The organism is Enterobacter sp. EGD-HP1, from assembly GCF_000733275.2.
Classification (GTDB): Bacteria; Pseudomonadota; Gammaproteobacteria; order Enterobacterales; family Enterobacteriaceae; genus Enterobacter.
Genome location: NZ_AVOP01000008.1, coordinates 85806 through 98248, shown reverse-complemented (window position 1 = coordinate 98248; position 12443 = coordinate 85806). Strand labels below are relative to the sequence as shown.

The 12443-nt window shown below is 54.6% G+C and carries 13 protein-coding genes; 2 read left to right on the top strand and 11 right to left on the bottom strand.

The window, feature by feature from the left end:
• Window positions 1-125: 125 nt before the first annotated feature.
• From N037_RS07865 to N037_RS25175, 3 genes are read right to left on the bottom strand one after another with little or no spacing between them, the layout of a single operon-like run.
• Complete coding sequence (locus N037_RS07865; protein WP_032640122.1) at window positions 126-422, bottom strand: HigA family addiction module antitoxin; 297 nt, start codon at window positions 420-422, stop codon at window positions 126-128.
• Window positions 422-703: a type II toxin-antitoxin system RelE/ParE family toxin gene (locus N037_RS07860; protein ID WP_032640120.1), complete on the bottom strand. Its 282-nt coding sequence runs from the start codon at window positions 701-703 to the stop codon at window positions 422-424. The genes N037_RS07865 and N037_RS07860 overlap by 1 nt, the downstream gene beginning before the upstream one ends.
• Window positions 704-733: 30 nt before the next feature.
• Window positions 734-1003 carry a hypothetical protein gene (locus N037_RS25175; protein WP_231686679.1) on the bottom strand — a complete coding sequence of 90 codons (270 nt, stop codon included), beginning with the start codon at window positions 1001-1003 and terminating at the stop codon, window positions 734-736.
• 444 nt (window positions 1004-1447) lie between these two features.
• Here N037_RS25175 and N037_RS07850 point away from each other — a divergent pair, with 444 nt between their 5' ends.
• Both N037_RS07850 and N037_RS07845 read left to right on the top strand, forming a co-directional pair.
• Window positions 1448-2407, top strand: coding sequence for an ArdC family protein (locus tag N037_RS07850; protein ID WP_032640118.1), 960 nt, complete (start codon window positions 1448-1450; stop codon window positions 2405-2407).
• 479 nt (window positions 2408-2886) lie between these two features.
• Window positions 2887-3318: a hypothetical protein gene (locus tag N037_RS07845; protein ID WP_032640116.1), complete on the top strand. Its 432-nt coding sequence runs from the start codon at window positions 2887-2889 to the stop codon at window positions 3316-3318.
• A 30-nt stretch (window positions 3319-3348) separates the two neighbouring features.
• Here the strand turns inward: N037_RS07845 and N037_RS07840 are convergent, their stop codons facing one another.
• The 8 genes from N037_RS07840 to N037_RS23650 form a co-directional block, all read right to left on the bottom strand.
• Window positions 3349-3876: a phospholipase D family nuclease gene (locus N037_RS07840; RefSeq protein WP_032640114.1), complete on the bottom strand. Its 528-nt coding sequence runs from the start codon at window positions 3874-3876 to the stop codon at window positions 3349-3351.
• The gene (mobC, locus tag N037_RS07835; RefSeq protein WP_032640112.1) at window positions 3869-4615 is read right to left on the bottom strand and encodes a MobC family replication-relaxation protein; all 747 of its coding nucleotides are present in this window, start codon (window positions 4613-4615) and stop codon (window positions 3869-3871) included. Before mobC ends, N037_RS07840 begins: the two co-directional genes overlap by 8 nt.
• A gap of 15 nt (window positions 4616-4630) precedes the next feature.
• Entirely contained in the window at window positions 4631-6547 is a 1917-nt protein-coding gene (locus N037_RS07830) for a type IV secretory system conjugative DNA transfer family protein (protein ID WP_032640110.1), read from the bottom strand.
• Window positions 6548-7340: 793 nt separating this feature from the next.
• The gene (locus tag N037_RS07825) at window positions 7341-7739 is read right to left on the bottom strand and encodes an H-NS histone family protein (RefSeq protein ID WP_032640107.1); all 399 of its coding nucleotides are present in this window, start codon (window positions 7737-7739) and stop codon (window positions 7341-7343) included.
• Window positions 7736-9937 carry a type IA DNA topoisomerase gene (locus tag N037_RS07820; protein ID WP_032640105.1) on the bottom strand — a complete coding sequence of 734 codons (2202 nt, stop codon included), beginning with the start codon at window positions 9935-9937 and terminating at the stop codon, window positions 7736-7738. Before N037_RS07820 ends, N037_RS07825 begins: the two co-directional genes overlap by 4 nt.
• Window positions 9937-10239: a hypothetical protein gene (locus tag N037_RS07815; RefSeq protein ID WP_032640103.1), complete on the bottom strand. Its 303-nt coding sequence runs from the start codon at window positions 10237-10239 to the stop codon at window positions 9937-9939. Before N037_RS07815 ends, N037_RS07820 begins: the two co-directional genes overlap by 1 nt.
• A complete protein-coding gene (locus tag N037_RS24580) occupies window positions 10240-11775 on the bottom strand; it encodes a YadA-like family protein (protein WP_197278572.1) in 1536 nt (511 codons plus the stop codon).
• 290 nt (window positions 11776-12065) lie between these two features.
• Window positions 12066-12383: a TrbM/KikA/MpfK family conjugal transfer protein gene (locus N037_RS23650; protein ID WP_032640101.1), complete on the bottom strand. Its 318-nt coding sequence runs from the start codon at window positions 12381-12383 to the stop codon at window positions 12066-12068.
• Between the last annotated feature and the right edge of the window lie 60 nt (window positions 12384-12443).

Below are 12443 nucleotides of genomic sequence, written 5' to 3'. Positions count from 1 at the left end.
ATTCGACCAGCCAAAATCCAAAGCCTCAGCAACGAACCAATCTTTTGCGTGAATAAAAAAAGCCCCGCTTTAGCGGAGCTTCCTCTATGAGCAGTGATGAAGCTCTAATAAGGGCTTATATTAGTCTACGCTACGTCACTTTTGACTGTAACCGGCACCACATGGGAGAGGTCGATCTCCTTACGGGCGCGGCTAAGGTCATAGGTCGCTTGCATTGCCAGCCAGAGTCGAGCTGCAATCCCTAAACCGGCCTCAAGTTTCAGTGCCATTTCAGGACTGATCGCCGCTTTACCAGCCGAGACTTTACTCAGCGCAGAAGGGGAAACGTCGAGGTTACGGGCAAGGGCGCGTAAGCTGATTTCGTTATCCTTCAGGTATTCGGTAATCAATCCCCCTGGGTGTGGGGGGTTGAACATCGTCATTAGTGGTAGTCCTCCAGATTCAGTATGTAGGCATCACCATCGATAAACTCAAAGGTGATTCGCCAGTTCGCCCGAACGGTGATCGCATAAAGATTCTTGTTATCGCCTTTCAGTGGGTGAAATTTGAACCCTGGATAGGCGCGGAAATCTTCTGTTGTCGTCGCTTCGTCTAACATCAGGAGCCGGATTTTTATTCTCTCCACATCCTTTGCCTGTACTCCGCTCGGATCGTCGTTCTCAAAGAGCTTTTGTAGCCCTTTGTGCTTGAAACTTTTTATCATTATTGATTCCCTGTTTCTCGACAGGAAACATTATAGCGCGCGTTTCTCTTTGCGAAACACTTTTCTGAAAATAACTTGTGATACTGAGGAAGGTGCAAAGCCAAAAGAAAAAATGGACTTAAAAGAAATGTAGACCGACACATACGTTTCTATCCACTGGTTCGCCCGGCGGGGCGTCCAGTGCCAGTTGAACTTGTGCAGATCTTGGACAAAGGCAGCGGTTGTGACGGTCTGATGGCCATCCTGTTCACGGGTGATGGCCGCACGCCAGGCAGCGTCAATTTCATAGCGTCGTGGCATCAGATTCACCTCCTTATGCTGTGTATATTTACGGCATAAAGGACGGTGAAACTACTGCAAGTGATGGGGGCGTGCCGGTCAGAACGTCCCCGAAAACAAACCGCCCCCGGTTTCAGGAAGGGCGTACTGACCGGCAGCGGTAGTGTAACACCACGCGCACAAAGGCAGCACTGATGTCGTCAGTGCTTTTTATCCGTACTCCCTGACGCTGAAGGGCAGTTTCACCCGTGCAGCTAAAGGGGCGGTAAGTCCGGGTGTGCTCATCGTCATTCTTTCCTGTGAAGCCTTTCTCCTGCGCATCAGCTTCCGATAATCGTCCCCCGTCACAACCTGGTCAGCAAGGGTAAATGGCACGCTGCGCGCCCCTGCTGACCAGAACGACTCCGGGCAGTCCGAACCGTCAGGCGATACGAAGACGAAATTCATACTGACGGAGAAACAGCCATGACGATGAACCTGCACACCCAGACAACAGCCCCTAAAGCTGCACAGGCGACCAGCGTATCCCCGCTGGAGCAGTCAGGCTCCTCAAAAACGAAATTTTCCAGGGGCAAAGCACGCGCGGGCGCGGTAAAAACAGACCTTTATCAGACAGTAACGGACAGCATCATTGCAGCCCTGGAAAGCGGCGTTAAGCCGTGGGTGTGTCCGTGGGTTCGCAACGGCGCAGCGGCGGGATTACCGGCCAACTTCAGCACCGGCACGGCATACAGCGGAATTAATATCATGCTGCTGTGGTTTAGTGCGGCAAAACAGGGTTTTCAGGACGAGCGCTGGCTGACCTACAAACAGGCGCAGGAGCTGGGCGGCCAGGTTCGTAAAGGTGAATACGGCACGACGGCCATCTTTTACAAGACGCTGGAGAAAGAGGACGAGGACGGGGAAATCGAAAAAATCCCGATGCTGAAAGCCTTTACCGTGTTTAACGTGGAGCAAATCGACGGCCTGAGCATCGAGAGCGTGCCGCAGCCGGTTGCCGGTTTCGATCCGCTGCCGCAGGCGGAAGCACTCATGACCCGGAGCGGGGCAAAAATCACCGAGCAGGGCGTAAAGGCGTTCTATCGTCCGGGCACCGATGAAATCGTCCTGCCGGAGCGGTTCCGCTTCGCGGACGCGGCGAACTTCTACGCCACCGGCCTGCATGAGCTGGTTCACTGGACGGGTGCAGCGTCCCGCCTCAATCGTGAAAAAGGCAATAAATTTGGCTCTGAGGCGTATGCGTTTGAGGAACTGATCGCCGAGCTGGGCAGCGCGTTTCTGATGGCGGATTTGGGGATTACGGGAGAGGTGCAGCATGAAAGCTATATCGCGTCCTGGCTGAAAGCCCTGAAGGGAGACAAGCGCTACATCTTTAAAGCGGCGGCAGCGGCCTCAAAAGCGCACCGCTGGCTGATGGACTGCTGACAGCTGGAGCCCTGCGGTGCAGGGCTTCAGAATTTTTGAAAGAGAGAGAATTAGGGAGGGAATTATATAAGTCGCTGTTTTTTAAAATTCTGTAACGCGGCTGGCATCAGCTGCAGGATGTCCTACTGCTGATGCCAGCACGGAAAAATAAACCGGAGAGATTCAAAAAAAATGAACCCTTTTTCAGGCGGCAGCCGCTACGTATCCGGGATACGTAACGGCGCGATATCTTACGTAAAAAATGACGTAACGGCTTTCGCCGCCGCAGCTAAAGGGGCGGTAAGTCCGTGTGTGCACATCGTCATTTTCTCCTGTGATGCCTTTCTCCTGCGTATCAGCTTCCGGTAATCGTCCCCCGTCACAACCTGGTCAGCAAGGGTAAATGGCACGCTGCGCGCCCTTGCTGACCAGAACGACTCCGGGCAGGCCGAACCGTCAGGCGATACGAAGACGAAATTCATACTGACGGAGAAACGACCATGACGATGAAACTGCACACCCCGACAACCGCCCCTAAAGCTGTACCAGCGACCAGCGTATCCCCGCTGGAGCAGTCAGGCTCCCCAAAAACGAAATTTCCTGAAATCAAAACCGTCAAAACGGCGGTGGTTAAACTGATCAGCGACATCGAGGGCAACCTCGATCTGCGTCTGGCATACCGCGAGGCCGTAGAGGGATTGTGCCAGGAGGCGGCCAACCGGATAACCCAGTGCATGCATTCACGCAGTACAGGGCAGATGCTACGTGATCTCCGCGAGCTGCTGTCGGTGACGCTGGACACCATTATTGTGGTGGATTTTGAAGGGCAGCAGACCCGACTTAACTATGGCGGTCGCTCAGATGAAGACGTGATCGCCATGCTGAAAGCGTTGCACCTTGAAGGGCGTAAAACCTGGCTGGAAGTGGAGTAAAAAAAAGCCCCGTCCGCAGACGGGGCTGATTCAGTACCGGGCATTCATAGGGGTACCCTCATCCCACAGGCGTTTAAATTCTCGCTGGTACGCCTCCCCCAGCTGCGGCGCATCCTCGATCAGCAGCACGTTTTCCGCGTTGCGCGAAACGGCGCTGGCCGTGTAGTTAAACGATCCGGTCTGGACGTTTTTGCCGTCGATCACCATAAACTTGTTGTGCATGATGGCGTAACGGCCGTTAAGGCGAACCGGTACGCCCTGGTTTACCAGATACGTCACGGCAGTGTAGCGGTCGCTGTTGGCCTTTTTGTCGGCCACCACGCGCACGGCCACGCCGCGCCGGTTAGCACCGGCGAGCGCCGTTGCGACCGGCTTACTGGTGAAGCTGTAGGCCGCGACGTCAATGCTCTGCCTGGCGTTGTTTATGGCACCGATCACGACCTCAAGGGCAGGGCGCCCGTCAGACGGTGAAAAACCCGCCGTCAGGACGGGCGCAGCAGTGGAGAAAACAGGCACAAAAAGGGCGGCAGCCATCACCAGAAGGGCGGTTTTACGCATAGTTGTCCAGCTCCAGGCTTTTCAGTTCGTCGAGGGTATAAAAGCGAAAGACATCGCGGTGTTTTGCCTCCAGTGGTACATGCTGGTTTTTCACGATCACGCTGGTAATGCTGTCAAAAATAATCTTCAGGGCGCGCTTTTTCGCCTCGTCCGGGGCGACGTAAAACGCGTACCGCCATTTTTTATCGCTGATAGCCAGCAGGTGGCTCGCCATGATGGACTGATAGCGCGCCTTTGTTTTAATGCGTCGCTCGGTTTCAACGGCGATCGGCCTGCCGTCCGGCAGGCTGATAAGCCCGTCGGGACGGTGTTTGACGCTGTACTGACTGAGGAAAGTTGAACGGTCGCCGTTAATCCACCCCGTCGCGCCGTTCTTCTCCAGCGTCAGGCGCGCGAGCTGGTTATCAAGGTGATGGTCGAGTGACCAGCCGGTCAGGCGGTAGGGTTCAAAGCGGGCGGGCATCACCTTATCGTCGTCTGTCAGGATCACGGCCAGACCGTCGGCAGTAATGCCCCAGATTGAGAGTTTTAAAGAATGGGATTCGTATACGTATTTTTGAATCAGTCCCATCTTCTCAACCTTATTTAACAATGCATAGACTGATTTATGATTTTTGAAATCAAACAATAACTTTAGTGTGTTGAAGTCGCTGTAAGTTTCTTCTTTCAAAAAATTCAGGAGAATGCGGATTTTTTCATGATTACGTTCTCGGCGTTCGGTATTGTTCATTAAGAGCATAAAGCCTCCTGAAATTTATAAATCCAGCAATGAATGTACTTCGTCATTTTGGGCGGACTGTGATGCCATCAGCCACTCCTCGTCAGGCTGCACCGGAGGTGAGGGAATTGGCGGTACTGGGGTTTTCTTGGTGGCCGTGGTGCTGTCGGGAAAAATGTCAGGTGCCGGAACTGCCGGAACTGCCGGAGCTGTCGTATCAAAATCCAGATCCAGTACCGGTTTAACTTCAGCCACGGTAGCCGCTGCAACCGGCGGCAGGGAATACAGTTCCAGCGGGGCTTTTTTAACCTTGAGCGGTGAGATTAACGACGGGAACGCGAGCGCGTTCTGGCTGAAGATATAGCTGACGAACTTCGGCAGGTTCTGGAGCATATTGCTGTCGATGTAATAGCTTTCCGCCTGGCGCAGCATGCGCTCGTTATCGACTTTTTCTGTCAGCACTGCCGTGGTGGTGACTTTCCGGCTTTCATCATCGACTAAAATCGTGCCGGACATGCGCGCAATCCATTCGGCTGTGTCCGGATCCTGAAGTTTATAAACCAGCTTAAACTTGCAGTTTTCCACGACCGCACCCACAACGGCGTCGCCGTTTAAATCCGCCGGACAGTCGCGCAGGTCGGCAATCGACTGGTGCGCCATTAAGATATGAACGCCTTTATCGCGCGCCGCGCCTAACCCTTCGAGCGCAGGTTTTGACAGGTGATATTTAACCTCGTCCTTAAAGATGGCGATGGGGCGGATATTCCCCGCGACGCGGTCGCGTAATTCCGCGAGCTGGAACAGGCGAACTAAAATCATGCGCTGCGCGGTAATGATTTTAGAGTTACGCATTGAGCCGATGATGTAGCAGCAACCGCCTTTGTCGAAAATCTCCTTCAGCGCAAAACCGCCGGGCGCGTTAATGCTGTTGAGCATCGCCAGCTCCTCGGTTTTACCGTGAAAGGCTTTGATCGTTTCGCCGATGCCCTGGACATAATCGCCGTTATAGATATCCCGCACGGTCGCGCCCGGATTATTCTTCACGAACTGCGCCGCCGTTCTCGCCGCCTTGCGATCGTCGATACGGTAAAAATCTGCCGCCTCGCCTTTTTCCGCCAGGCTGAAACCGGCCACGAATAATTCCTCCAGATGATCGGCGGTGATGCCGTCGATAAGGTTCATCTGGTATTCCTGCTTGTTCAGGTCGATAAGCACGAAGGGTTTTCCGGCGTCCGCGCACGCCTTTTTATACAGGTGCGGGGCCCACTCGTCGTTTTTGGGGTCGAGAATAAAAACGCCCTCGTCGGCGAGGATACTCTGATAAAGCAGAATACCGGTTACGACGCCTTTACCGGCACCGGTGGTGCCGATAATGTCGGCGTGCTGGGTCTGCCATTCTTTTAACGGAATATACTGCGGCTCGCCTTCGCGGCTCAGCCCGATAAAAACACCCTTATTCAGATCGATGTAATCCATCGGATCGTATTCGGTGGAGACGGGTAAAATCTCTTTTACCCGGCGAACGTCGGTTCTGCGGTCGCGCTCCATGCTGGTTTTTTTCACCATGCCGCGTTTGACCTTGTCAAATTCAGGCGAGATCAGACGCCGTAAAATTACATGCAGAATAAACCCGGCGACGGTAAACAGCAGCGCCATTGTCCAGCTCAGCAGCGGCGGGCTGGCGATATCTTCCCGGCCATAAATGCGCTGTAAAAACCAGACGGCCACCGGCGCTATCGTGCCGAAAACAAAACAGATCATAGAAAGCAGAATTAAGATCCTTTGCAGAAACGTCGGCTTTTCCTGCCCGCCGTGTCTCGCAGAAAATATAAAAGGCAGCATGACGCCTGACAGCAGCGCTAACGCCAGCTGATGCGCCTGCAAAAAAGCAATAAAAGCCAGGACGGCATTTGCTATCGGCGACAGCAAATGATTCAGTTTGTCGAATATCACGATATTCTCCTTAAGCGTTTCTCGCCTCACCGGCTCGCCTCATACTCTCGGTGAGAGGTATGTGGCGAGCCGGTGAGGCGAGAGCATGAGGCGAGAAAAGGGAAAAAGGCGGTGGCCGCGAAGCGGCCATGATCGCAGGAGGTATACTCCCGCGATCTAACGGCGTGCGGCATTCCGCGCGGGCTGGACGCCCTTACTGCATGTCGCATGGGGGTAATGTCTTGGCTGAACGCCCGGCCAAAACCCCCAAGGTCAAAAGAGGCCACACCGTCGCGCGCTACGCGCGACCACCCCCTAAAAGACGCCTGTTTTGACCTTTTTCTTCGCCTTGTTCGTTCCTCACAAAGCGAATTAAAAGGAAACTAGGCTTTTTAGGGGGTGGTCGCGCCACGCTACCGGCTTTTGGCCGGAGACTTAGGCTCGACGGTGTGGGGGGCAAGCCCCCCAAATAAACCGACGCGTGGGCGCGTCTTTTTGCTCGCTTGGGCGGCAAAATTTATTCGGCCCCCCCCGGCTTTTTTCGGCTCACTTGGGGTGAGCGCTCAAAAGTGGGTTCGGCGACGCAAATTAGCAATTTCTTCGAAATTGAATTTACTCGCCTCTCACCACTGCGCTGATTTTACGGTCCGGTGATTAGCAATTTTTTCAAAATTGAATCCCCGGCCTCGCAAATCTTCGCAGCCTGAAAAGCGTCACACCCAGCGCGACTGAGCAGGTTGCTGCTCACCTTAAAAAGCAAAAATATAAAACCGTTGTGGCTGCCAGAGATGCGATGATGATAATTCTTGCGAAACTATTCATTTGAGTTACCTATTAAAAAGCTTTCGAGGGTTTTTCCGGCGTCCAGTTCCTGCTGAATAAAGACCGGTACACGCCCCACGCCTGACCATGTTTTACGCACGCCGTGCTCAACATACTGGTATTTCGGTTTCCTTTTTGCCGACGATGGCGCGGCTGAATTGCCCGCCAGTTCCGCCGCCGAAAAACCTTCCGATTCAATGAGCGCCAGCAGTTCATTGCGCTTTTCCTCGCGCAGGCGGCGCTGATTTTCCTGCTTGATATGCTCCGCGCGCTTTTCATCAAGCGCCGCTGAAATACGCGCGCTCAGCTTCTCCAGAAAGGTGAAATCACTTTCACGTAAAAACTTTTTCAGCGCGCGCTCTGAGGTTAATTCGTCCTGGATACGGTTCATAATTTCAGCTCCTTCGGTACAGATACGTTCAATCCTTTCAGCGGATCGCGGGGTGGATATTCAAAACCGAGTTCACCGGTTTGCGGATTTTTAAGGGTGACGATCATCGAATAGGTATCGTCGTTTTTCTTCGATTTAAAACCTTTAATAACGCCGGTTTTGCCTTTGCCGATTAACGTTTCGGCCTGTTTTGCCGTCAGCTTTTTGCCGCGCACTTCCAGCCAGATTTTGAACTGACAGCCGGTGCAGGCGCAGGTTTTCGGCGTCATAACCAGCTCAGCTCCGCACGACGGGCATTTAACCGCGAGGCGGTTAAGCGCCGTTTTAGCGGGCTGTGTTTCCGCCGCGCTGATGGCAATATCGGCGCTCTCAACCAGGCGGGATACTTCCGCGTAAAGACCATCAATAAACCGCTCAATGGTCATTTCGCCGGTTTCAACTGCGGCCTGTTTTTCAGCCCACACGGCGGTCATATCCGGCTGCGTCACCGAATCGGGCAGGGCATCAATTAACGCCAGCCCGGCGGCGGTCGGGATGAATTTGCCCTTTTCCACGGTGATGTAATCGCGGGTTTTCAGCGTCTCGATAATGGCCGCGCGGGTCGCCGGAGTGCCGATGCCGCCGTGTTCGTCTTTCTTGTCCTTATCCTTCTCCTTGAGCAGTTTTTTAATGCGCGGATCGGCGACAAAATCGGCCACGCGAACGAGGGCAGCGAGCAGGGTTGCCTCGGTAAACAGCGGTAGCGGTTTGGTTTTTTTCTCGGAAATCACCACCTCGCGGCAGGTTAATGTCGCCCCGGTTTGCAGACGACTGATAGCCTCAAACGCGCTGCTGTTTTCGTCCTCGTCGTCGTCTTCCTCCGCATCGCTAAGGAACGCCGTAAAACCCGCGTCCGTGGTTTTACGCGCCGAGACTTTAAACATTTCGTCACCGCATTTGATCTCCGCGATCGCCTCGTCATAGCGCTTTTTCGCCACGAACTGCGCGAGATAAAACTGCGCGATGGCGAGATAAACCTCCTTTTCCCTGTCGGTAAGGCGGCTTAAATCCGGCATGTTCGTCGTCGGAATAATGGCGGTGTGGGCGGTCACTTTTTTACTGTCAAACGCCGCGCTTTTCTGCGCCGTATCGGTGGCAAGGCCGTTAAAAACGTCGAGCGTTTTTAAGGCCGCCACCACCTGCGGCGCGTCGTTAAACTGTTCGTCGGACAGATACGAGCAGTCGGAGCGGTTATAGGTAATGTATTTACCGTCCTTGAGTTTCTGCGTGATATCGAGCGTCTGCTGCGCGGTCAGTTTATGCCTGCGGTTCATATGCACCTGGAGGCGCAGAAGGTTAAACGGCAGCGGGGCGGCTGTGGTTTTTCCCCGGTCAGTGGCCGCCGCGAGCACGCTGGCCGGTTTTCCGGCCAGCGCTCTGGCGAGCCCTTCTGCCCAGGCCTTATCCGTCAGGCGTTTTTTATCGTCAACCGGCGCGTATTCGGACGTCTGCCAGCGGGCGCTGACGACGTCCGTGCCGCTGACAAACTGCCCGGCGAGCTGGTAGTAAAACGCTTCGCTGTGTGCCTGATTGTCGCGCCACCGGCGCACAATCATACCCAGCACCGGAGTCTGGACGCGGCCAACCGAAATCGTGCCCTTATAGCCTTTATCACGGGCTTTCAGGGTATAGCAGCGGCTCATGCTGAAGCCAAAAATGGCGTCACCGGCGCTGCGCATCAGGGCTTTCAGATACATCCCACGAAAATCGCTGTTATCGCGCAGGGAATTGATGGCTTTTTTCACCGCTGGCGCGGTGTTGTCGTTAATCAGCGCCCGCTTCACCGGGCGCGTGTTACCGGCGAACTCCAGCACCTCGTCAACGAGGAGCTGGCCTTCGTCGTCCGGGTCACCGCAGTGGACAATTATTTTGATATCCGGGCGCTGGATCAGCTTCACCAGGGTGTTGGCCTGTTTTGCCACGCTCACTTTGGGCTGAAGCTTAACGGGGTACAGCTTCAGCGGCAGGGTGTCGAGCGACCAGGTGGCATAGGCCGGGTTAATCGTCTCCGGGGGCACCATTTCCAGCACGTGGCCGACGCAGTAGCTCACAATGTCGGTGGAGGATTCAAAATAACCGTCGTGGCGGGTAAAGTTGCCGCCGAGGGCTTTCACAATATCGGTCGCAACGGCGGGTTTTTCGGCGATAAATAGTCTCATTATTCCTGTTCCTTTCTTATTTCGGATCGCGTTACGCAGTACGCCTGATGCGCGTCATTGATGGCGCTGGCATCCAGACGAAAACCCTGTGATGCGGCAATCTCCAGAAAGATTGCCGCATCATCGCCGCTTAGCTTCGTTAGTACGTTTTGCAGCTCGTCCAGGACGCGGTAGTGGTAGATCTCGTAATGCAGCCCGCAGCCGCAGGCCGCATTTTTCTCCGCGCGGTTAATAAGGTTCAGGGCGCTTACGGAATCACCGCGCGTATGCGCCCAAGGGGGAGAAATAAATCCGGGCTTCATTTACCAGCCCCCGGCAAATCCAATGCCGACCGCACTGTTCCTGGATGAATCCCATGAAACATTGAGTCTTACGTTGGTGTTCGGGGATGTTTTGTAATTGACGCCGCCAGCAATCGCGTTGCCGTTCTGGTAATTACCCAGGCCGATACCGTAAGAAAATGAGTTTTCCGCGACATACGGAATCGACGCGATCGCGGTAACACCGGCAACACCGGCATTGAGACGCTTTTCTGCACGGTCAATTTTTGAATTGAGCTGTTTGAATCGCTGATTAGTCGAGTGGCTTAACGCATTGACGCGATTATCGGTATAGCTGGCAGCATTGCTTTCAGCCTGATTCGCTGCGTTTTGCGCGTAGTTAATGCTCTGGTCGTACTTTTCATTGGTATAGCTGTTGGATTGCTCAACTGCCGTTGAGGTGAGGTTATCAACGCGGTGATCCGTGTAATCCTTCGATTTATCGACCGCTGCGGCGGTAGCTGTGTCGGTGTAGTCCTTCGACTTATCGACCGCTGCGGCAGTGGCCGTGTCGGTGTAGTCCTTCGACTTATCGACCGCTGCGGCGGTGGCCGTGTCGGTATAGTCTTTCGACTTATCGACCGCAGCAGCGGTGGCCGTGTCGGTGTAGTCTTTCGACTTATCGACCGCAGCGGCGGTGGCTGTGTCGGTGTAGTCTTTCGACTTATCGACCGCTGCGGCGGTGGCCGTGTCGGTGTAGTCTTTCGACTTATCGACCGCAGCGGCGGTGGCTGTGTCGGTGTAGCTGTTAGCCTGGTTCAGCATGCTGGCGCTGGATGCGTCGGTGTAGCTGTTAGCCTGGTTCAGCGTGTTGGCACTTGATGCGTCGGTGTAGCTGTTGGCCTGGTTCAGCGTGCTGACACTGGATGCGTCGGTGTAGGTGTTAGCCTGGTTCAGCGTGCTGGCACTTGATGCGTCGGTGTAGCTGTTGGCCTGGTTCAGCGTGCTGGCACTGGATGCATCGGTGTAGCTGTTGGCCTGTTTCAGCGTGCTGGCGCTGGATTTGTCGGTGTAGCTGTTGGCCTGATTCAGCGTGCTGGCGCTGGATGCATCGGTGTAGCTGTTGGCCTGTTTCAGCATGCTGGCGCTGGATGCATCGGTGTAGCTGTTGGCGGCGGCCAGCGATGCGGCATCACCTGCCTCACGGGCGGCCTGCTCTGCGGCTATTGCAGAATTGAGCTGGCCGACGTTGGCGGCATCGGTGTCTGCTGTACCTGCTGCAACACTCGTTATCTGGCGCTCATTGCCAGCGCTGCCCACGGAAACCGAGTTATCCCGATCCGTTACAGAACCCGCACCGAGTGCAACGGAGTTATATTTGTTCGCAACTGCACCCTTGCCCACAGATGTGGCGGAATCGGCAAGAGCCTTGCTTTGAGAACCCAAAGCAAGGCTGCCCGTACCCGTCGCCCCGGCCTGAAATCCGGCCGCAATCGAATAATCACCGCTGGCTAAGCTGTTACCGCCGGTGGCGACAGAACCTACACCCGACGCCGATGACTGCGTACCTACTGCCACCGCGCCTGTATTTGAGGAGTTTGCCTGAAAACCAAGTGACGTCCCGTTTGTTACGGCTGACGCACCGCCACCGATTGCCGTGCTGGCTCCTCCTCCTGATGTGGATGCACCATTACCTAAGATGGTTGTTGCGGCGCTCTCAGTGGCAGCCTGCGATGTTGCCGGATAAATCGACAGCATGATTAATGCTGTTAATACTTTGAGTGAGTTTTTCATATTACTGTCCAAAGGAATTAAATAGAGGGCATAAAAAAAGGCGCTGATATGCGCCTTTTATCTGCCGTTAATCATTACCAGCCGCTAAGGCGGCCGAATTTAGAGATGATCTTATTGATTGTGCCGCTGTCAGCTGAGGGACACTGATTGAGCATTTTCTTTCTTGCGTCCGACGTGTGGCCGGGAAGAAAGCCGTGCTTGTTTTTCTTCTTAACTGACATGAACGTTTTATACATCAGGTCACATTCGGCGGGACTGCTGCCGTCAAGCTTTCCGGCCAGGCACAGCACGATCGCGCACGGATCGTTCGGGTCGGCTTTCTGGCCGTCGGCAGCGAACGCCGGGCAGGCGAGGGCGCACAGCAGCGCCGCCGTGATTACGGTATGCTTCATGATTCATTCCTCTGAGGGGATAAGGGCACTAACGCCCGGTGGTTGTTTAACGCCGGTGAC